General features: G+C 63.7%; 17 protein-coding genes and 1 pseudogene. 6 read left to right on the forward strand and 12 right to left on the reverse strand.

The genetic code is table 11. From position 1 onward, the window contains the following. Nucleotides 1–61 precede the first annotated feature (61 nt). Nucleotides 62–991, forward strand: coding sequence for a hypothetical protein (locus Q0L57_RS30650; RefSeq protein WP_296746833.1), 930 nt, complete (start codon nucleotides 62–64; stop codon nucleotides 989–991). A gap of 58 nt (nucleotides 992–1049) precedes the next feature. Here the strand turns inward: Q0L57_RS30650 and Q0L57_RS30655 are convergent, their stop codons facing one another. Beyond that, nucleotides 1050–3119, reverse strand: a complete 2070-nt coding sequence (locus tag Q0L57_RS30655; RefSeq protein ID WP_296746834.1) for an FAD-dependent oxidoreductase — start codon at nucleotides 3117–3119, stop codon at nucleotides 1050–1052. A gap of 218 nt (nucleotides 3120–3337) precedes the next feature. Between Q0L57_RS30655 and argE the strand changes: the two genes are divergently transcribed. Continuing rightward, nucleotides 3338–4495: an acetylornithine deacetylase gene (gene argE, locus Q0L57_RS30660; protein ID WP_296746835.1), complete on the forward strand. Its 1158-nt coding sequence runs from the start codon at nucleotides 3338–3340 to the stop codon at nucleotides 4493–4495. A gap of 6 nt (nucleotides 4496–4501) precedes the next feature. On the opposite strand, the gene Q0L57_RS30665 is transcribed toward argE, so the two are convergent. The 5 genes from Q0L57_RS30665 to Q0L57_RS30685 are packed head-to-tail and all read right to left on the reverse strand — an operon-like array spanning nucleotide 4502 to nucleotide 9406. After that, on the reverse strand, nucleotides 4502–5437 hold the full coding sequence (locus tag Q0L57_RS30665) for a LysR family transcriptional regulator (protein WP_296746836.1): 936 nt from the start codon (nucleotides 5435–5437) through the stop codon (nucleotides 4502–4504). A 49-nt stretch (nucleotides 5438–5486) separates the two neighbouring features. Then, nucleotides 5487–6977: an aldehyde dehydrogenase gene (locus Q0L57_RS30670; RefSeq protein WP_296746837.1), complete on the reverse strand. Its 1491-nt coding sequence runs from the start codon at nucleotides 6975–6977 to the stop codon at nucleotides 5487–5489. Between the two features lie 23 nt (nucleotides 6978–7000). After that, the gene (locus Q0L57_RS30675) at nucleotides 7001–7675 is read right to left on the reverse strand and encodes a DUF1028 domain-containing protein (RefSeq protein ID WP_296746838.1); all 675 of its coding nucleotides are present in this window, start codon (nucleotides 7673–7675) and stop codon (nucleotides 7001–7003) included. 5 nt (nucleotides 7676–7680) lie between these two features. Then, a complete protein-coding gene (locus Q0L57_RS30680; RefSeq protein WP_296746839.1) occupies nucleotides 7681–8097 on the reverse strand; it encodes a RidA family protein in 417 nt (138 codons plus the stop codon). Between the two features lie 34 nt (nucleotides 8098–8131). Then, nucleotides 8132–9406, reverse strand: coding sequence for an NAD(P)/FAD-dependent oxidoreductase (locus tag Q0L57_RS30685; RefSeq protein ID WP_296746840.1), 1275 nt, complete (start codon nucleotides 9404–9406; stop codon nucleotides 8132–8134). Nucleotides 9407–9785: 379 nt separating this feature from the next. On the opposite strand from Q0L57_RS30685, the gene Q0L57_RS30690 reads away from it, so the two are divergent. Then, nucleotides 9786–11345, forward strand: coding sequence for an amidohydrolase (locus tag Q0L57_RS30690; RefSeq protein ID WP_296746895.1), 1560 nt, complete (start codon nucleotides 9786–9788; stop codon nucleotides 11343–11345). Nucleotides 11346–11365: 20 nt separating this feature from the next. After that, the gene (locus Q0L57_RS30695; protein ID WP_296746841.1) at nucleotides 11366–12964 is read left to right on the forward strand and encodes a GMC family oxidoreductase N-terminal domain-containing protein; all 1599 of its coding nucleotides are present in this window, start codon (nucleotides 11366–11368) and stop codon (nucleotides 12962–12964) included. Nucleotides 12965–13086: 122 nt separating this feature from the next. Here Q0L57_RS30695 and Q0L57_RS30700 read toward each other — a convergent pair whose 3' ends face one another. The 3 genes from Q0L57_RS30700 to Q0L57_RS30710 all read right to left on the reverse strand — a co-directional run bounded on the left by Q0L57_RS30700 (nucleotide 13087) and on the right by Q0L57_RS30710 (nucleotide 15839). Then, the gene (locus tag Q0L57_RS30700) at nucleotides 13087–13845 is read right to left on the reverse strand and encodes an ABC transporter ATP-binding protein (RefSeq protein ID WP_296746896.1); all 759 of its coding nucleotides are present in this window, start codon (nucleotides 13843–13845) and stop codon (nucleotides 13087–13089) included. Nucleotides 13846–13964: 119 nt separating this feature from the next. Further along, nucleotides 13965–14768, reverse strand: a complete 804-nt coding sequence (locus Q0L57_RS30705; RefSeq protein WP_296746842.1) for an ABC transporter permease — start codon at nucleotides 14766–14768, stop codon at nucleotides 13965–13967. 87 nt (nucleotides 14769–14855) lie between these two features. After that, nucleotides 14856–15839 carry an ABC transporter substrate-binding protein gene (locus Q0L57_RS30710; RefSeq protein WP_296746843.1) on the reverse strand — a complete coding sequence of 328 codons (984 nt, stop codon included), beginning with the start codon at nucleotides 15837–15839 and terminating at the stop codon, nucleotides 14856–14858. Nucleotides 15840–16321: 482 nt separating this feature from the next. On the opposite strand from Q0L57_RS30710, the gene Q0L57_RS30715 reads away from it, so the two are divergent. Then, nucleotides 16322–17818 carry an aldehyde dehydrogenase family protein gene (locus Q0L57_RS30715; RefSeq protein ID WP_296746898.1) on the forward strand — a complete coding sequence of 499 codons (1497 nt, stop codon included), beginning with the start codon at nucleotides 16322–16324 and terminating at the stop codon, nucleotides 17816–17818. A 12-nt stretch (nucleotides 17819–17830) separates the two neighbouring features. Here the strand turns inward: Q0L57_RS30715 and Q0L57_RS30720 are convergent. Beyond that, nucleotides 17831–17929 (reverse strand): annotated as a pseudogene (locus Q0L57_RS30720) (agmatinase); the annotation flags it as partial. Between the two features lie 211 nt (nucleotides 17930–18140). On the opposite strand from Q0L57_RS30720, the gene Q0L57_RS30725 reads away from it, so the two are divergent. Then, on the forward strand, nucleotides 18141–19100 hold the full coding sequence (locus Q0L57_RS30725) for a helix-turn-helix domain-containing protein (RefSeq protein ID WP_296746844.1): 960 nt from the start codon (nucleotides 18141–18143) through the stop codon (nucleotides 19098–19100). A 54-nt stretch (nucleotides 19101–19154) separates the two neighbouring features. Here Q0L57_RS30725 and Q0L57_RS30730 read toward each other — a convergent pair whose 3' ends face one another. Both Q0L57_RS30730 and Q0L57_RS30735 read right to left on the reverse strand, forming a co-directional pair. Continuing rightward, nucleotides 19155–20132 carry a branched-chain amino acid ABC transporter permease gene (locus Q0L57_RS30730; protein ID WP_296746845.1) on the reverse strand — a complete coding sequence of 326 codons (978 nt, stop codon included), beginning with the start codon at nucleotides 20130–20132 and terminating at the stop codon, nucleotides 19155–19157. Between the two features lie 5 nt (nucleotides 20133–20137). Next, complete coding sequence (locus tag Q0L57_RS30735) at nucleotides 20138–21031, reverse strand: branched-chain amino acid ABC transporter permease (RefSeq protein WP_296746846.1); 894 nt, start codon at nucleotides 21029–21031, stop codon at nucleotides 20138–20140. Nucleotide 21032 lies beyond the last annotated feature (1 nt).

Genomic DNA, 21032 nt, shown 5'->3' on the forward strand with positions numbered 1-21032 from the left:
CTTTGGCGCACTCACTACAAAACGATAGCTCAATCCCTTGTGGGCAGCTAGGAGGGGCAACATGGAAAGGCGCCGGCTTATTGTGGTGGCGGCGGGATTTTTGGCGGTCGGCCCAACTTTTTCATCACCTTTGCGTTGGGCTGTTTGGGACAAAGGCTACGCCGCCATGCCGAAACTCGCTTCCTCGACTTCCCCTCCCTCCACCCTCCTCACTGCCCCAATCGAGCTCGCCGGCGACTGGGGCCGCATGTTGCCCCACTCCGCGGACCTGGTTCTGGAACGCATGCGCCATGCCTGCCTCGACGGCGTTCGCCTTGTTTCCGATCGCCAGCCCTCGCGCGTTCGCGTCGACGAGCACACCTCCGGGCAGCCTGCTATTTGGCTGCATCCGGATGGCAGCAGCATGGCGTGGATAATCGTCGATATTGGCGAACGCGATTGGTCGAAACTCGCCTACCAGTTCGGCCACGAGCTCGGCCACGTGACCGCCAACAGCTGGCAGGCCGATGCCAGGCCGGCGGCGCCCTGCCAGTGGCTGGAGGAAGCAATGGTGGAGGCCTTCTCGCTGCGTGGCCTGCGCCGATTGGCGAACGACTGGAAGCTGAACCCACCCTTCGCCGGCGACAACGCCTTCGGTGATGCAATCGCCGGGTATCGCGAGAACATCATAAGAAGCTATACCGCGCTTGCGACCGGGCAGGGACTGACCCCCGACGCGCCGGCGTGGTTCGCCGTCCACCGAAGCGAGATCGAGATCCCCGGCCTCAATCCGTTCGCGCAGGCCATGTCCGTAACTATTCTCGCCGAATACGAAGCCGCGCCGGATTGCGTGGAGGCGCTTGGCGCCCTCAATCGCTGGCCAGGGCGCAGCGGAGTGCCGATCGGCGAATATCTGCAACGCTGGAAGGCCAGCTGCGACGAGCTGCACGCCTCACCCCGATTGCCGCTCCGCCTGAGCGAGCTGCTGGGCGTTCCTCTCGGCCCTGAGTAGCGGAGGCCAATGCCCAACTAGTGCTGGCCATCGAAGTGGAGGAGATGCCGTCCGGCATCTACTCCGCGGCCAGCGCCGTCACCTCACGCCGGAAAGGCAGTGCGTCGCCGATGTCCGGCTCGTCCATCTCGCGAGCGAAGCGATGGCCGGCATAGGTTGCCCAGGCGATAGGCCCCGGCGCTTCGGCGTCGCCGATCACCTTGACCGAGCGGATGCCATTGTCGGCCCACTCGTTCTGGCGGGTTTTGAGCTCGCGCCACACGGCGTCGTCCTGATCGCGCGACGTCACCAGGACGACGGCGTCTGCCGTCAGATCCTGCCGCGCGCCCGTATAGGCGCAGGCCGTGACGACACCGCCTGACGCGACGCTCGCAACGGTCCTGTTGAGCACGATGTCCACTCCCAGATCCGCCAGGCGGCGATGGATCGCCCCCTGCTCCAGCGTGTTGCGGGTCCAGTCCGAGACATAGGCCGACGGTGTCACCAGGGTCACCTTCGCGCCCTGCCGCGCCATCAGTTCGGCCAGCACGCCGCCCATATAGTAGTGGTCGTCATCGAACAGCACGACATTGCCGCCGGGCACGTTGCCGGCCATCAAATCGTCGGGCGTGTAGACCGGCATCGAGGCGTCGATCGGCATCGGCACCACATGCGCGCGCGCGACGCCGTCCCGCCGCCAGGTCGACCCGGTGGCGATGGCGACGTTCTGGAAGCCGAAGGACAGGATGTCGTCCGCCGTCAGCCGGCTTTCGAAATAGATATCGACATTCGGCATCTGGCTGAGCTGGTATTGGCGATAGTCGCGCACCCGGCCCCAGGCCGACAGGCCGGGCAGCAGGCTCTCGCGCGCCACGCGTCCGCCAAGCTCGGTGCCCGCTTCCGCGATCGCCACCTTATAGCCGCGCAGGCCGAGCGCGCGCGCGGCCTCCAGCCCGGCCGGTCCAGCGCCGACGATCACCACGCTGTCGCTGTCGCCCTTGGCCTGCATGCGCTCGGGATGCCAGCCCTTGCGCCATTCCTCCATGAAGGTCGGGTTCTGCGTGCAGCGCGAGATCGACATGGTCATGTCGCCGGTGATGCAGATGTTGCAGCCGATGCATTCGCGGATGTCCTCTATGCGCCCCTCCTCGACCTTCTTCGGCAGGAAGGGATCGGCGATGGACGGCCGCGCGCAGCCGATGAAGTCGAGCGTGCCGGACTTGATCATCCTGACCATCACGTCCGGCGAGGTGAAGCGGCCGACGCCGACGACAGGCTTCGAGGTCAGCTTCTTGATGCCGGAGACCAGGCTTTCCTGCGCCGCCTCATCCTTGAAGCGCGACGGACCCGAGCAATCCTCCCAGGCGCCATGGGCGAGATCCCACAGGTCGGGCAGGTCGGCATGCATCTCGATCATGTCGCGGACTTCCGAATTGGCGAAGCCAAGCTCGCCGATCATCTCGTCCAGCGACAGCCGGAGCGTCAGGCCGCAGGTGTCGCCGATCGCGTCGCGCCCTTCCTCGATCAGCTCGCGCATCAGCCGCGAGCGGTTTTCCAGCGAGCCGCCATATTCGTCGCTGCGCTGGTTGGTGGCGGTGGACAGGAAGTGCTGGATGATGCCGAAGCCATGCGCGCCATAGAGGCAGACCAGGTCGAAGCCCGCCTGCTTCGCACGCTTGAAGGCATTGCGATGCCAGCGCCGCAGGTCGCGTATGTCCTGCTTATCCATGGCACGCGCCTGCACGGGATCGTTGGTGAAAGTGCGGATCGGCAGCGCTGACGGTCCGCGCGGAACCTCCTTGGTATAGAGATTGGGACCGTTGATGCCGGAATAAGCAAGCTGGATACCGGCCAGCGCGCCATACTGGTGCATGGCCCTGGCCATCTTGGCCAGAGCCGGAATGTCGGCGTCGTCCCACAGCCTGAGTTCGATGAAGGGCGTGATCTCGGAGGTGTGGTGCATCTCCGTCTGCTCGGTGAAGATGACGCCCCATCCGCCTTCGGACTTCATGCGGCGCATCTCGGCCGCGGCCGACGGATCGCGATAGCCGCCGCCATTGCAATGAGGAACCTGGTAGAAGCGGTTCTTGGCGGTCACCGGGCCGATCTTCATCGGCTCGAACAGAATGTCATAGCGTGGGTCGCGCATGGTGCTTCCTTCCTGCCGGCTGGCGCCGCCGGTGTTCTGCAGACTACTCATAAGTTGGCGCGAGCGCGGGAAAACTATGGATTTCTTCTGCGCGGATTAGGACACGCCTAATCGCGCATTCCCGGGTTAGTCTGGGGTGAAACGAAGCGAAGCCAAATGCGACTTCAGCCACGCCGTGCCGCGATGCTAAACAGCCGGGAGCGCAACGGACTTCAGACATGGACAGCATCACAATTCTCGAACGGCTGATCGCGTTTCCGACGGTGAGCCGCGACTCCAATCTCGACCTGATCGGCTATGCAACAGGCCTCTTGGAGACGAACGGTATTGCCTGCCAGATCATCCATAGCGCGGACGGTCACAAGGCCAACCTGTTTGCCACCATCGGTCCGGACGACAAGCAGGGCATCATGCTGTCCGGCCATACCGACGTGGTCCCAGTCGACGGCCAGAACTGGACACTGCCTCCTTTTGTGATGACCGAGCGAGACGGCAAACTTTACGGTCGCGGCGCGGCCGATATGAAGGGTTTTGTAGCCTGCGCGCTCGCGGCATGCCTCAAGGCCTCGCAGATGGCGCTTCGCACACCCTTGCATCTTGCGCTCTCTTACGACGAGGAAGTCGGCTGCCTGGGCGTGCGCGACCTTATCGAAATGCTGAGCGCCGCGCCGCAACGCCCGCTGCTGTGCATCGTCGGCGAGCCGACCGACATGCAGGTAGCGACAGGACACAAGGGCAAGCTTGCCGCCCGCGCCATCTGCAGGGGGCGGGAGGGCCATTCGGCGCTGGCGCCGCTGGCGCTTAACGCCATCCATCTCGGTTGCGACTTCGTGCAGGCCTTGCGCGACGAGCAGGACCGGCTGGCCAGCGATGGCCCCCGCGACGGCGACTACGACATTCCGTACACCACCGTGCATGTCGGCAAGATCAACGCCGGCGTCGCGCTCAACATCGTGCCCAATCTCTGCCAGGTCGATTTCGAGATCCGCAACGTTGCCACCGATGATGCAGCCTCGATTCTCGACAGGCTTCGCGACGCCGCGGCGCGCATTGCCGCCGACGCCGCCTCGATCGCGCCAGAAGCCGCGATCGAAATCGAGATCACCAACACCTATCCAGGCCTGGACACGCCAGCAGCCTCGGAAGCGGTTGCGTTCGTCAAATCCCTGACCGGCGCCAACAGCACCATGAAGGTCGCCTTCGGCACGGAGGGCGGTTTGTTCAGCCGCGATCTCGGCACGCCGGCCGTCGTCTGCGGACCGGGCTCCATGGCGCAAGGACACAAGCCTGACGAATATGTCGGCGTCGAACAGATGCGGCGTTGCGACGAGATGCTCGACAGATTGCTGTCGCGGCTCGCCGAAGGCCAGCCGTGATCGCCTTCACTTGACTATGCGCTCGGTGCCGAAGACTCCCTGCTCGACCACGAAACGGCGGCAGTGATCGACGAATGCCTGCACCGTCAGCGTGCGGTGTTCGGCGTTCGGCAGCGCTATTCCCATGGTCAGCGGCCTGACGTCCCCCAGCAACGGCACGAACACCAGCAATTTGCCGTCCGGCGACATTGTGTTGAGCGGCCGCATGTTGGCAATGCCGTAGCCGAAACCGTTGGCGACCATCGAGCGCATCACCGCAATGTCGCCGGTGCGCTCGACGATATTGGGCCGTAGCGCCTTCGCCTGGAAGGCCGACAGGAAGTACTCGCGACTATAGGGCAGATCGAGCAGCACCATCGGCTCGTCCACCAGTTCCTCCGGCGTGATGCCCGCTTTCGACGCCAGGTGGTGCGCCGCCGGCAGCATGACATAGGCCGGCAGTTGCATCAGGGGCTCGAACGTCATGTCCTGCGACAGCTCGAGGTCGTAGGTCAGCGCTGCGTCAATTTCGCCGCGCTGGAGCATTTCGAACAACTGCCCCTGGTTGCGCTCGAATTGCCTGACGCGCACATCCGGATAGGCATCCTCGAACTTCCTGCGCAGCGCCGGCAGCACGATCTGCGCGAAAGTGAGCAGGCAGCCGATCGCCAGCGGTCCGCGCACTTTTTCGGCGATGTCGCCGGCGATGTCGTGCAGCGCGTCCGCATCGTTGAGCAGCCGCGCGGCTTCCTTCAGGAACAGCCGCCCGCCCGCTGTCAGTGCTAGAGCATGCGAGTGCTTGCGCACGAAGAGCTGGACACCGAACTCCGCCTCGAGCTGCGCGATCGAGGCCGAGATCGACGGCGGCGAGACGTTCACCTGCTCGGCCGCCTTGGCGATAGAGCCGGCCTCGCCCACGGCGACGAAATATTCGAGCTGTCTGAGCGTGAAGCGGAGCGGCATGGGCTTCTATGATGCCCGTTTGATCGCTGCAATCAAGTCGTGGTCGTCCTCAGTACTTGATCCAGGTGGTCTTCAGCGCGGTGTATTTGTCCAGCGCATGCAGCGACAGGTCGCGCCCGAAGCCGGATTGCTTGAATCCGCCGAAGGGGGTCATTGGGCTCAGCGCGTCGACGGTATTGACCGAAACCGTGCCGACGCGCAGCCGCTCGGAAATGCGGTGGGCGCGCGACAGGCTGTCCGTCCAAACCGAAGCGGCCAGGCCATAGATGCTGTCATTGGCAATCCGAAGCGCCTCGTCTTCCGTGTCGAAGGCGATGACCGACAGCACCGGTCCGAATATCTCGTCGCGGGCGAGCGGATCGTCCGGCGACACGTTGTCGAAAATCGTGGGTTGCACGAAGCTGCCTCGGCCATCGACCGCGGCGCGACCGCCGCCGGTCACCAGCCGGGCCGATTTCCTGCCGCTGTCGATGAAACGCATGACCGTTGCGGCGTGCCGCGCGTCCACCATGGCGCCCATCTTGGATGCCGGGTCGAGAGGATCGCCGGGTTGCGTGGCCGCGGCGCGCTCCGCCAGTTTCTCGACCAGCGCGTCCTTGACGCTACGCTCCACCAGAAGCCGGGAGTTGGCCGAGCACACCTGTCCCTGGTTGAAGAAGATGCCGAAAGCGGCCATGTCGGCCGCCGCGTCCAGGTTAGCGCAGTCCGCGAACACCAGATTGGGGCTCTTGCCGCCGGTCTCCAGCCAGACCTGCTTCATGTTCGACTGGCCGGAATACTGCATGAACATCTTGCCGACGGCGGTGGAGCCGGTGAAGGCAAGGCAATCGACATCCATGTGCCTGCCAAGCGCCTGGCCGGCGGTTTCGCCAAGGCCGGGCACCACATTGAGCACGCCCGCGGGCAGCCCGGCCTGCATGGCCAGTTCCGCCAGCCTGAGCGCCGAGAACGGTGACTGTTCGGCCGGCTTCAGCACCACCGAATTGCCGGCCGCCAGCGCCGGCGCGCATTTCCAGGTCGCCATGTCGAGCGGAAAATTCCACGGCACGACGGCGCCAACCACTCCGAGCGGCTCGCGCCGCACCAGAGCGAGGTCGCCTTGGCCGGTCGGAGCCACCTCGTCATAGACCTTGTCGATCGCTTCGGCGTACCACTGGAAGATCGCCGCGGAGCCCGGCACGTCGATGGTGGCGGCGTCCTTGACCAGCTTGCCCATGTCGAGCGATTCCAGCAGCGCGAGTTCCTGCAGGTTGTCCCGCAGCAACTCAGCCAGCCGCAGCAGCACCTGCTTGCGATGCTGAGGGCTCGTTCGCGACCAGACGCCGGCTTCGAAGCTGCGTCGGGCCGCGGCAACAGCAAGATCGATGTCTTCTTCGCCGCAGGAGGCGACCTCGGCGAGCGTCTCCCCCGTGGCCGGGTTGACGCTGGCAAAGGTCCGGCCCGAACGCGCGGACACCGCCTTGCCATCGATGAAGGCCTTGTCGGGGAAGCGGATTGCGGACGCCTTGCCGATCCACTCCTTATGGCTGAGTTCGCTCATCCTTGGCTCCAGGCTTTGCAGGATTATTCGTCACCGGGAACGCCGTAGCTCGGCGCGCCAGACGGGTTGAGGGCACGGGTGACATAGGCATCCAGCTGAGGCTTGTAGATGTCCCACAGCGTTGCCAGCTGCTCGATCGGACACCCCTCGGTCCAGTCGCAACGCAGGTCGGCGACAGGCCATGAGACATCGCGCACCAGCTTCATGCCGGCGGAGCGCACAGGTCCCGCCTCCCCTCCAGCTTTCAGCGCGGCACGCATCGTGGAGATCAGCCGGTCGCCAAGCTCTCCTTCGGAAGCGAGAAAGGCGTCGACCATGGCGGAGGGAATGCCGTCATTCGAAAGCAGATTGCCGCCGCAGGCGACGTCCTCGCCACGCGCCTCGGCCCAGATGCCGAGCGCCTTCGGTCCCGAATGAATTGCGCTGCCGCCGGCCGCATCGACCGCCAGCACCTGCCGGTATTCGCTGAAGGCGGCCGTGCGCTTGATGATCGCGACAGCCTCGGCGGCGGAAGCGCCGCGTGCCATCAGCTCCAATGCCCGCGGCCCAAGCGTCGGGTCCGTGACATTCTGGCTGGCGACCGCGCCGACGCCGGCTTGCGCGTAGGCGCAGCGCGCCGCGACCGCCGGAGACGACGACGACACCGCGACCCCGAACATGCCCGTGCGCCGGCAGCGCGCAACGATGGAGAAGGTCATGACGCTCAGTCCGGGATGACGGCCGTGCCGTCGATCTCGACCAGCCATTCCGGCCGCGCCAGGGCCGACACGACCAGGCCGGTCGAAACCGGATAGACGCCTTTGATATACTCGCCCATCGTCCGGTAGACGGCCTCGCGATGCCTGACATCGGTGAGGTAGACCACCACCTTCACCAGATGCTCCATCGTCCCGCCGCATTCTTCGATGAGCTGCTTGATGTTCTGCATGACCTTGTGGGTCTGTTCGACCGGATCATGGCTGTCGATGTTCTTCGCGGTGTCCAGATCCTGCGGACATTGGCCGCGAAGGTAAACGGTCCGGCCGCCCCGCGTGACAACCGCCTGGCAAAGATCGTTGTCGAGCTTCTGCTCGGGGTACGTTTCTTTCGTGTTGAATTTGCGAATTCGTGTATGCGCCATCTTGGTCTCCATTTGATCAGGCTTGCAGCCTTGGTCACGCATCCACGGTCTCTTGCTTCGCGGCAGCGTGATAGGCCAGATATTTTCGCTGCGTCGAAATGCGATCCGCCACATGCTTGGCGTCGTGCCAGACGCCCCAGATAAAACTCGACCCTCTTCGCGACTGCCAGGGCAGCCCGAGGAAGTAGATCCCGGGCTCGATCGAGACGCCGCGCTGATGCCTTGGCCGGCCCTTCTCGTCGAAAGCGTCGACCTTCAGCCAGCTGTAATCGACGGCAAAACCTGTCGCCCAGATGATCGTGGTTACCCCGACATCGGCCAGGTTGAGCTCGCGGATCGGATTGGTCACGCAGTCCGGGTCCGGGCCGATCTTGCGCAGGGCGGGTTCTTCCGGAAGGTCCAGACCGTTGCGAGCCACATAGGCGTCCGCCTCGTCCAGCAGCGACATCAGATTGGCGTCGCCCCGGGCAATGTTCTTTGCAAGATCCGGCGCAAAGGTCATCACACCGTCCTGGTAGGTCTTCGTCATGCCGACCAGTGTAAGCCCCTGCGCGGCCAGACGGCGGAAATCGATCGTTTCACCGCCGCGCGCACCGCTGACGGCGATCGTGACATGTTCCGTGCCGGGTCCTGGCGTTTCGAGGTCCCATTTGCCGAGAACGCCCAGCCACCAGCAAAAGTCGCGCCCGCGATAGGCGCGCGGCGGGCGGTCGTGCGGACCGACCGACAGATAGACGCGCCTTCCCGCACGCTGGAGCTCATCCGCGATCTGCACGCCCGACGATCCTGCTCCGACAACCAGCACCGCGCCTTTCGGCAGTTGCTCGGGATTGCGATAGGCGCTGGAGTGAATTTGCAGGATGCCGGCTTCCTTAGGGACAAGCGGCGGAATGACGGGGACCTGGAAAGGTCCGGTTGCGGCGACGATGCTGTTGGCCTCGATCACGCCGTCCGAAGTCTCGACGCGGAATCCTGGTCGACCGGTATTTCTTTGCACCAGCTTGACCTCCACGCCGCAGCGGATCGGCGCATTGATCTGCTTTGCGTAGGCGACGAAATAGTCAGCGACCTCCTCCTTGGAGGGAAAGCCATCTGGGCCTGTAATAGGGAATTCCATACCCGGGAACCGGTCGTGCCAGGCCGGACCGTTGGCCACCAGGGAGTCCCAACGTTGCGAACGCCAGCGCTCGGCAATCCGGCCGCGCTCGACAACCAGATGCGGCACCCCGCATTTGCTCAGGTGCTCGCTCATGGCAACGCCTGCCTGGCCACCACCGACGACAAGTGTGTCTACCTTTTCAACCGACATATCCGCGTCTCTTCCGATAGGGCTTTCGCCGCTGTGATGGAGGTCCGTTTTGCTTTTAGTGACGGGCTGGCGGAGCGAAAATTATGATTTCATGTGTCAGTGCTTAGCTTATCCCTAAACGCTGCAGCGGATCGCCCGGCGAGTTGCCGGACTTCCAGCAATCAATGTCGGCAAAGCACCTCCGAACATTGCGACAGCTTAGGCAAACCCTAAGCACGGGTACTGGAAAAAGTTATTCTTGCGCCCCGCTTTTGATGGTTCCCTGCATCCATTACCCACATGAAAAACGACGATCGCCGGGAGTGAAATGGCGCAGGAGACCCTTTACGCAAACGGTGCGCTGTACACAGTCGATGCGGCGAATCCCGTCGCTGAAGCGATGCTCGTTCGCGGCGACCGCATCGTCGCTGTCGGCCCTTGGTCATCCGTCAGACCGCAAGCCTCCGCGGATGCCGAAATTATCGATCTTCAGGGCCGGTTCGCGATGCCGGCCTTCATCGACTCTCACGTCCACTTCGCCTGGGGAAGCAAATATCTCGATGAAGTACAGTTGCGCGAGGCAAAGACCTTTGGCGACGTTCTCGCCCGGCTGAAGGCCTATGCGCAAGCTCATCCCGGTCGGACATGGATCGTGGGCAGCGAGTTCAGTTACGGCTACCCCGATCTCCCGGAAGGCGGCTTCCACAAATCGCTTCTCGATCAGGTCGTTGCCGATCGCCCCGTCTTCTTCCGCTCAGGCATGGCGCACGCGGCCTGGGTGAACAGCAAGGCAATGGAACTCGCTGGCATCACGCGGGATACACCCGATCCCCAAGGTGGACAGATCGTAAGGGATGAGAGCGGTGAGCCGACCGGATGGCTGAAGGAGAAAGCGTGGTCCCAGTTTGAAACCCTGGCCCCCCAGCTTTCGAAATCGGATCTGCGCGCGGCGCTGCTGCGCGCCATCAAGGAAGCTAACCGTTTGGGGTTGTCGCGCGTTCAAAGCGCGGGGATGGACGACGAAGCGGCTCCCTTGCTGGCCGAGATATTCGCGAATGACGAACTGAGCCTGCGATTCACGCTTTCCAGCATTGTAAATCCGGATTCGAACCCTGAGGAGGTGATTGCGCGCGTTTCCGGATGGCGGAATGACCTCGACGCCGACTTTCTCGACGGGCGCGTCATCAAGTTCTTCCTGGACGGAGTCCTTGAATCCCACACCGGCTTCATGCCGCAGGGCTATGCCGACAAACCGGATGAAACCGGAACGTGCCTGTGGAAGGCTTCGGCCTACAACGCCGCCGTCAGCCGTGCCCAGCAGGAAGGTTTCCAGGTCTGGACGCACGCAATTGGTACGGGCGCCATCGAAATGGCCCTCGACGCATATGGCGCCGATGGAGAACGTTCGAGGCAGTGCCGGCCACGGGTCGAGCATTGCGAAATACCCACTGCGCGCGACATCGAGCGTTTCGCCCAGATAGGCGCGATAGCCAGCTTCCAGCCCGCCATGATCTATCCACGCGATCAGTGGCTCGGAATGGAGGGGCTTTGGGAAGTGCGTGTCGGCTCCGAATCCTTGCCGCGCGCCTTTCCCGTTCGTTCCATCCTCGAGGCCGAGGGCGCTGTCGCCTTCGGAACCGATTGGCCTATCGTCGACCTCAATCCGCTCGTTGGCATACGCAATGCGGTGTTGCGACAAAGCCGGGACCACCAGCCGGAAACCGGTTGGGTTCCTGAGCAGAGGGTCACCGTCGCGGAGGCGCTCCATGCCTACACGCTGGGGGCGGCCTTTGCCGGCCACCGCGAAAACGATGAGGGCAGTCTGGCGGCGGGGAAGCTCGCCGACTTCATCGTCCTTTCCGATGATCCGCTGAAGGTCGAGCCGGACAAGCTTGCGGACATCAGGGTGCTGAAGACGATCGTCGGCGGAAAATCGGTTTGGGAAGAACCTACGGCCTGAAACCGCATCTTGGGGGCGACATGGAAGCGACGGAATTTGACTACATCGTCGTAGGCGCGGGTTCCGCCGGTTGCGTGGTCGCCAACAGGCTGAGCGCCAATCCCTCGGTCAGGGTGTGCCTGATCGAGGCCGGCGGCAGCGACAACAGCCTGCGGGTGAAAGTGCCCGCGGGCATTCTCTCGCTCTACGGCAACCCGGACTACGATTATTGCTTTGTGGGCGTGCCGCAGCCCCATCTCAACAACCGCAGGATCCCCGTCAACCGCGGCAAGGCGCTGGGCGGATCGAGCTCGATCAACTCGATGGTCTATATCCGCGGCGCCGCCGAGGATTACGACGAATGGACTGAACTCGGCTGTGCCGGCTGGGCCTATCGCGACGTGCTGCCGGTGTTCCGGAAGCTGGAGCGCAATCTGCTTGGCCAGGACAAGCGCTATCACGGAGCGGACGGCGAACTTCTGGTCGACAACCCGCGCGATCCGAACTTGCTTTCCGGCATGTTCGTCAAGGCCGGCGAACGTGCCGGCCTGCCCGCCAACGCCGACTTCAATGCCGAGAGCCAGTTCGGTCTCGGAATCTACAACGTCACCCAGGATCGAGGCCAGCGCTTCAGCAGCTTCAGCGCTTTCATGCGTCCGGTGCTCGATCGCAAGAACCTGACGCTGCTCAGCGAATGCGAGGTCATCGACCTCGTCATTGCCGGGCAACGCGCGACAGGCATGCGAGTGCAACATGAGGGTCGGCAAAAGCTGCTGTCGGCCAACCGCGACATCGTCCTCTCGGCAGGTGCTATCAACTCGCCCAGGATCCTGATGGCCTCCGGTATCGGCCCGGCAAGCGAACTCACAAAGGTCGGCATAACGCCGGTTCTCGACCTGCCCGGCGTCGGCAAGAACCTGCAGGACCACGTCGACGGCATGATCACGGTACGCTCCAGCAGCACCAGGACGCTCGGCCTGTCGCTCCCCAATTTGCACCGCATTGCCGCCGCGCCCTTCCAGTATTTCGCGCGCCGCAAGGGCATGCTCACCACCAATTATGTCGAGGCCGGCGGCTTCGCGAGGACCAGGTACGCGAACGGACTTCCCGACATCCAGTTCCATTTCGTCCCGGGCTACCGCAGTCATCGCGGCAGGCTCATCGAGTATGGCCACGGCTATGCCATCCACACCTGCGTGCTTCGGCCGAAAAGCGTGGGTGAGATCACCCTGTCACGGGACAGTTCCCGCCGGGACGTCCTCATCGACCACCGTTTCTTCACGGATGAGCAAGACGCCAAGGTTCTGGTCGAAGGCATCAAGATCGCGCGCAGTATCCTTGCCGCATCGGAGTTCGACGAGGTGCGAGGCAAGGAGATGCTGCCCGGCAAGGATGTCCGCAGCGACGACGAGATCCTCGCCTATCTGCGCGCCGAAGCCCTGACCGTTTACCATCCAGTGGGAACCTGCAAGATGGGTACGGATTCGATGGCTGTCGTCGATCCAGCGACGCTGAGGGTGCGAGGCATCGACGGCTTGCGGGTGGCGGATGCCTCCATCATGCCGAAGCTGATCGGCGGCAACACCAATGCGCCGAGCATGATGATCGGACAGAAAGCCTCGGAGATGATCCTGGGCTGACCATCACGGTCCGTGAAAGTTCGGAGCGGCTTGCGTCGCCGGTTCCAACAGCCATCGCCCTGCACGGCGAAGGCGGCTTCTTCTGATCGGAGACCGCCCGAACCTATCGCCCTACACGCGGGTCAGTGATCCTCGTCGATCTCGTCGTGCAACAGGCCGAGGATGCGGCGCTTGAGCGCGATGAAGTCCGGTTCGAGGATCACGTCCATCGAGCGCGGCCGCGAAATGTCGACCTTGATCTCGGCTTTGATCTTGCCTGGCCGGGCGGTCATCACCAGGACGCGGTCGCCCAGAACGAGCGCCTCGTCGATGTCGTGGGTGACGAACAGCACCGTCTTCTGCTGCCGCTCCCAGACGTGCAGAAGCAGCTTCTGCATGGTGCCTCGCGTCTGGCTGTCGAGAGCGCCGAAAGGCTCGTCCATCAGCAGCACGGCCGGGTCGTTTGCGAGCGCGCGCGCGATTGCCACCCGCTGCTTCATGCCGCCCGACAGCTGCGCCGGATAATGGTCCGCGAAGGGCGCGAGACCGACTTCGTTGAGATACTGGTCGACGATCTGCCTGCGCTGCTCCGCGGGCAGGCCCTTGCGCTTCGGGCCGTATTCGATGTTGGCGCGCACAGTCAGCCAGGGAAACAGGGTGTAGCTTTGGAACACCATGCCCCTGTCGGGGCCTGGCTCGATCACTTCCCTGCCATCCACCTTGATGATGCCCGAGGTCGCGTCATTGAGGCCGGCGGCGAGATAAAGCAGGCTCGATTTGCCGCAGCCGGAGGGACCGACGATGACGCAGAATTCGTTCTTCGCCACCTTCAACGAGACATCGTCCAGCGCCAGCACGCCATTGGCTTCGCCGTAACGCAATGTCACGTCTTCAATGGCCATCGTGATGCCGGCCGAACGCGGGTCGGCCATCGAAGCCGTGGCGGCTGGATTGATTGCCTTGGTGGATTCGGTCATTGCCATCCTTGATCCGGCTGCCGTTTGTGAGGTTGCGTTCAAAATCAGGGTGCCCATGGCGCCACCTTCGCTCGCAGGATGCGGAATGCCGTGTCGGTGATCAGCCCCAGAAGCCCGATCGCGGCGATCGCCATGAAGATCACATCGACCTGAAAGCCGCGCATCGCCTTCAGGCTGATGTAGCCAAGGCCGCTCGACGCGGCGACGAGCTCGGCCACCACCAGATAGGTCCAGGCCCAGCCCATGGTGACGCGAAGCGTGTCGAGGATCGCGGGGAGTGCCGCCGGGAAAATGACGTGCCACACGGCTTCCCTGCGCTTCGTGCCCAAGGTGTAGGAGGCGTTCACCAGGTCCCTCGATACGCCGCGCGCGCAATCGGAGATCATCACCAGTTGCTGGAAGAAGGTGCCGAAGAAGATCACCGCAATCCGCTGTTCGATGCCGATGCCGATCCACAAGATGAACAGCGGCACGAACGAGGTCACCGGCAGGTAGCGGATAAAGTTGACCAGCGGCTCCAGCGGCGCCTGAACCGCCCGGTACGTGCCCATCCACAATCCGAGCGGCACGGCGATCACCGATGACACGACGAAGCCGAGCAGCACCACCTTGGCGCTGGTCAAGGTGTGATAGAAAAGGCTGCCGTCCAGGCCCATGCGATAGGTCGTCTGCAGCACCGTCCCGGGCGTGGGCAGGAACATGTTGGGCACGACCCGTCCGTAGGACAACAAGGCCCAGCCGCCGATGACGACCACCCACATCGCCAGCGCGAGCGTCGTCGCCGTGCTGGCGGGAATGTTGGCGAATGGGGTCGTCAGGCGTGTCCACGCCGTCCGCCTCTGTGCCATCGGATGGCCTCCGTGATTTAAAGCGCGAATTCAGGCTGTCGCGAAAACGGGGCCGGCTCGGATGGGCCGACCCCGCGATCTCGAAACTCACTGCTCTTTGATGAAATCGGTATCGAGAATGGTCTTCGCGTCGATCGTCATCTTGAGCTTGCCGGCCTTGCCCCAGATGTCTTGCGCGAAGTTCACCAGGTCTGACGCCTCGCTCTTCTGCGGCGTGCCGAAGAACTCCAGATTGCGGTCGCGGTCGTAGTAGCGAACGCCCTTGGCGCCGGCCGCGAAATCCTCGGGCTTCTCGAGGTAGCCGCCAATGCCCTTGGCCATGATCTCATAGGCCTTTTCGGGATTGGCCTTGATGTATTCGACCGCCTTGTAATAGCCCTTGATGAGGGCCTTCACATCCTCGGGATGCTTCTCGATCAGGTCGCATTTGAGCGCGATCACATCGACGATCAGGCCCGGAGTCGTGGTGGAATCGATCAGCACCTTGCCCTTCCCGCCCTTGCGGACCTCGGTCAGGTGCGGCTCCCAGGTCACGGCAGCGGGAACCTGGCCGGCGATGAAGGCCGTCGCGGCGTCATCTGCGGTCATGTTGGTGATGGTGACGTCGTTCTCGGTCAGGCCTTCCTTCTTCAGGAGCACGTTGAACCAGAATTCGGAAATCGAGCCTTCGTTCAAGGCTACCTGCTGGCCCTTCAGGTCCTTGAGCGACTTGACGTCGGCCTGCGTGACGACGCCATCTCCGCCGTGGCTGTCGTCGAGCGCCAGCACATATTTGAAGCAGAGTTCGTCCGAGCGATATTTCATCAGCTCGTCGACGGTGGAAGCCGCGCCATCGAGGTCGCCGCCGGCAACCGCGGCCATGTAAAGTGCTGATTCTTCTATGATCTTGAGATCGACATCGACGCCGGCTTCCTTGAAGTAACCGAGGTCGCGGGCCAGGAACAGCGGCCCGTAGCCAACCCAGGTCGTCATGCCCAGGCGAATGTTGCCCGCGTTCGCGGGCGCGGCAAGCCCCAGGCCAAGCAGGCCTGCGCTGACCGCGGTCAGCAGGCAATTCCGGAATGTCTTCATTGTCATGGTTCCCCTATCGGTGTTGTTGGCATCGGCCTTGTTCGAGTGGCGTATGCCAATGGTTTCGGCAGCCGCTCTCTTGTTATGCGTTGCCTCCCAGGCGGGCCTTGCATGTTCTAGGTATAGTAAGAGAGCATCCGGGCCGGATCGCAAAAAGAAGTCTTTTTCTGTCCTTTGCTTCGCCGAAACCGAAGTGGCGGGCTGCTTCGGCTTAGTTTCCCCATGCGGCGGCAGGCGAGCCATTTCGGGAAGCAAGGCGACGGTTTGGAACCGGAAGAACGCTGCTCGCGCGGTGCGTCGCACCACCGGTGACGATGGCGACCTTGCAAGCAAGTCTCATATCCGTTCCTCTGTTGCCGGCAACATCGGGGAAGACGGGCGCATTGCACAGTCCGATTATCTGAACACCCTTTTAGCTTTCCTTGTTTGAGGTCGCCCTCGCCGGGAGTAATAGTCGCGGCGGAATTCGTAAGGAGGAGATGATGACGCTGAACTTCGACCCGAGGGCGAAGGCCACGACGCTCTACCATGGCGAATTCCGGCCGATGTTCATCGGCGGCAAGTGGGTCGCGGCGCAGTCCGGTCAGGAGATGCAGGCGCTCAACCCCGCGACGGGCGAAGTGCTGGCCACCGTGCCGCGCGGTTCGGCCGCCGATATCGACGCGGCGGTGGCCGCCGCGCGCGCGGCCTTCGAGGGCCCCTGGTCGAAATTCTCGCCCTACGAGCGGCAATGCGTTCTGCTCAGGATCGCCGACCTGTTCGAGACGCATTGGGAAGAGCTCTCCGTTTCCGACACGCTCGATATGGGGCTGCCGATCACGCGCACGCTTGCCAACCGGCGCCGCGTCATAGGCATGTTGCGCTTCTATGGCGGCATGGCGACCGCCCTGCATGGCGAGACGATCGACAATTCCATCCCGGGCGAGATCGTGAGCTTCACGCGCCGAGAGCCGGTCGGTGTCGTCGGTGCGATCATCCCCTGGAATGCCCCGACGGCAGCCTCGATCTGGAAGATCGGACCAGCTTTGGCCACCGGCTGCACCATCGTGCTGAAGCCCTCGGAGGATGCATCGCTGACGCCGCTCTTGATCGCGCGGCTGATGCAGGAAGCGGGCGTCCCCGACGGCGTCGTCAATATCGTGACCGGCACCGGCGCCGAGGCCGGCGCGCGGTTGGCCGAACATCCCGATGTCAACAAGATCGTCTTCACCGGCTCGACGCTCACCGGCCAGGCGATCGCGCGGGCCGGCGTGACCAATCTCAAGCGCGTTTCGCTGGAGCTCGGCGGCAAGTCGCCGATCATCGTCTGCCGCGACGCCGATATCGACAAGGCCGTGCCGGTCGCGGCGATGGCGGTGTTCGTGCATTCCGGCCAGATCTGCATTGCCGGCTCGCGCTTGTTCGTGGCGCGCGAAATCCATGACGAGTTCGTACGGCGCGTGGCCGAATTCGCCGGCGAGCTGCGCATCGGCCACGGCATCGAGGCCGAAACCGAAATCGGGCCGCTGATCAATGCCAGGCAGGCCGGCAAGGTCGAAGGCTACATCAAGGCCGGCAGCGACGAAGGCGCCGAACTGGTTGCCGGCGGCTCGCGGCTGACGGGTGAGCTATACGACGGCGGCAACTTCATCGCGCCTACTGTCTTCGGCGCGGTGTCGGATGAGATGACGATTGCGCGGGAAGAGATTTTCGGGCCGGTGATCTCTGCTATGCCTTTCGACACGCTGGACGAGGCGGTCGCGCGGGCCAACGCCACGCCCTACGGCCTGGCGGCCGGTATCTTCACCACCAATCTCGGCACGGCGCACAAGCTCGCCCGCCGCGTCAAGGCCGGCTCGGTCTGGGTCAACATGTACCACGCCATCGATCCGGCCGTTCCGTTCGGCGGCATGAAGATGTCGGGCTACGGGCGCGAGGGCGGTGTCGAACATCTGCACGAATATCTGGAGACGAAGGCGGTCTGGATCCAGACCGACTGAGCGCAGACTTAAATCCTGCCTGAACATGCGCCCGATCGCGTTGACGACAATGCGCGCGGCCGTGAGCGCCGTGAGGCCGCCAATGTCTTCGGGTGTATGGAATTCGATGAGCCTGGCGCGCCGCGGCACTCGCTCGCCGGGCCGGTCGCGGCCGGCCCTCTGTTCACAGCGCTGGCGATTGCCGCGTCCGCCCCTCACGCCCAATCGAGTGAAATCAGCCCCCAATCCGCCGTTGCGGCAGAGATGGTTAGCATGTTAATTTCAATCCAGGTACATCGGTACGCCGTTGCGTCTCAATCCCGCATCAAGACGGGAAACGAAGATGGAGGAGACCATGCACGCCCATCATGTGAGCATCGCCGACGGCGAGGCCTTCCTGTCCGCGTCGCGGATGCTGTTCGGTCCGATTACCCAACGTTTCTCGCGCGGCGAGGCGACGTCGCTGCCGAAACTCGTCTCGGTGAACCTCGGCGCCTGCCGGCTGTCCGAGATCCGGGCGAAATCGCATCTGGTCGTCAACGACCGTGCCTTCTGGCGCAGCTTCGACCCCGACTCGATCAAGATCCTGATGCAGATCAGAGGCCGCAGCCGTTTTGAGCAACAACAGGTTGCCGTCGATCTCGGCCCTCGTGCAGCCATCATCTACGATCCGGTGCGCAGCTATTCGCTGCAGAACCTGGGCGATGTCGACCAGCTCATCCTGCAGGTGCCGCGCTCGACCTTCGGCGACGAGACGCTCGCCCGTCTCGCGGCACCGGTGCCCTTGCCCGGCCAGGACGACAGCCTGACGCATATCGTGTCCGGCCTGATGCAGATGGCCATCGGCGAGGCGCACAAGCTTGACGAAGCTGGCTGCCGTCGCGTCGGCGAGAGCCTGATCCAGCTCGTCAACGGCCTGATCCAGGCCAAGCCGGTGACGCCCGAATTCCGCCGCTCGCCGCTGGAAGCGCTACGCGAGCGCATCGTCGCCTATATCGACGCCAACCTGTCTCGGAGCAACCTTTCGGCCGAGGACATTGCCCGCCACATGGGCTGCTCGCGCCGCTACCTGCACCGCGCCTTCGAAGGCGAAGGCATGACCCTGGAGCGCTTCGTCTGGGACCGCCGGCTGGAGCGGAGCAAGGAAGAACTGCTCTCGCCGGCGCGAACCTCGGCGTCGATATCGGAAATCGCCTTTGCCTGCGGGTTTAACTCCAGCGCGCATTTTTCACGGGCGTTCAAGAGCAAGTATGACGTAGCGCCGCGAGAATTGAGGGAGCGCTTGCGCACCGTGGTGCATTGAGGCGTGAGGCCGGTCGATCCGAAATGACCGTGTCGGGGTTCCAGGGTTCTTCAGTCAGCTTCTGCCGGGATTCAGGCGCTGCAACGTGCCAAGCCTGGTCAACCCCTTCGGCAGAAACAGCATCGCCAGGATGATGGTGAGGCCCGATATCACCGGATGGTAGTCCGGCACGACGATACGGGCGAGGTCGAACACGGCGTACATCACCAGCGCGCCGAGGATGGGGCCGAGCAGCGTGCCGGTGCCGCCGACTACGGTCATCATCAGCGGCAACAGCATCCAGTCGAGGTCGAACACCGAGTCAGGCCCGACATGGAAGATGTAATAAGTGTAGAGGCTGCCGGCGACGCCGGCGATGAAGGCGCTGCCGGCAAAGGCCGCGACCTTGACCTTCAGCACGTCGATGCCGTTGGCCGAGGCCGCCATCTCATCGTCGCGTACGGCGATCAGCGCCAGGCCGTAGCGCGAGCGCATCAGGGCGCGGATGGCCAAGGCGGTTGCGACCATCAGGGCGAGCGCGACCCAATAATGGGGGCGCAGCGTGTCGAAGCTGGAGGCCGGCGCGACGATGCCGAAGGCGCTGCCGGTGAAGTCGCCGCCATTGACGAACAGCACCTTGACGATCTCGCCGAAGCCGAGCGTGCCCAGCGCGAAATAGTCGCCGCGCAGTTTCGACAGCAGCGGCAGGCCGATGATGACCGCCGCAATCGCCGCCACAAGGCCGCCGAGCGCCATCGTCACCGGGTCGAAATAGTAGATGTTGGGATGGCTGTCATAGAGCGAGCCCCAGAGATAGTTGCCGGTCCACAATATGGCGGTGGTGTAGGCGCCGAGCCCGAAGAAGGCATGGCTGCCGAGGCTGATCTGGCCGCCATAGCCGGCGACCAGGTTCCAGCTCTGCGCCATGATGGCGTAGAGGAAGACGAAGAACAGGAAGGAGAAATAGTAGGCGTCGACCGCGCCAGGCAGGAACGGCAGCGCGGCGAGTGCCGCAACGACGACGATGGCGATCCATTGCAAGGCTCGGCTCATCGGTCTCATGCCTTCTTGTAGGGCCGGCTGAACAGGCCTTCGGGCTTGAACATCAACACCAGGAGGAAGACGCCGTAGGCAATGGCGTTCGTCCAGCCGCCCGAGATGAAGAACTGGACATAGGCTTCGATCAGGCCAAGCAGGATGCCGCCGGCAAGCGCTCCGGCGACATTGCCGATGCCGCCCAGCGCCAGCGCCACCAGCGCCTTCAGGCTGAAGATGAAGCCGGCGAACGGGTTGAACGGGAACGTCGTGGCCACCGCGACGCCGGCCGCGCCCGCCAGCGCAATGCCGATGGCGAAGGCGATGGCGTTGACGCGGTGCGGGCTGATGCCCATCAGCGTCGCCGCGTCGATGTCCTCGGAAGCGGCGCGCACCGCCTTGCCGACCAACGTCCTGCGCAGGAACAGCACCACCAGCCCGGTGCCGGCGAGCGCGATCAGGAAGCCCATGCAGCGGGTAAACGAGGTGCGCACGCCGAGGAGCTCGATGCCGCTCGCCGTATAGGATGTCACCACGCCGGCGGTGTTGCCGCCCCAGATCACCGTCATCAGGTTCTGGACCAGGAACATCAGCCCGACGGCGATGAGCAGCGAAACATTTCGGTCTTCCTCGGCGGCGGCCTTGCGGAACAGGCCCTGATAGATCAGCCAGCCGACGACAAGCCCGACCGGCACGACGATCAACAGCGACAGGAACGGGTCGATGCCGAGGCCGTAGAACAGGGCGCGGACGAAATAGGCGGCCAGGATGATCATCGCCCCCTGGGCGAGGAAGATCAGCCGCATGGTGCCGAAGATCAGGCTCAGGCCCACCGCGGCGACGCCATACATGGCGCCGCCGAGCGCGCCGTTGAGCGAGAGCTGGAGCAGGATGTCGGGCGACGGGAGATTGACCATC

The organism is Mesorhizobium sp. (genome assembly GCF_024509055.1).
Taxonomy (GTDB): Bacteria; Pseudomonadota; Alphaproteobacteria; order Rhizobiales; family Rhizobiaceae; genus Mesorhizobium.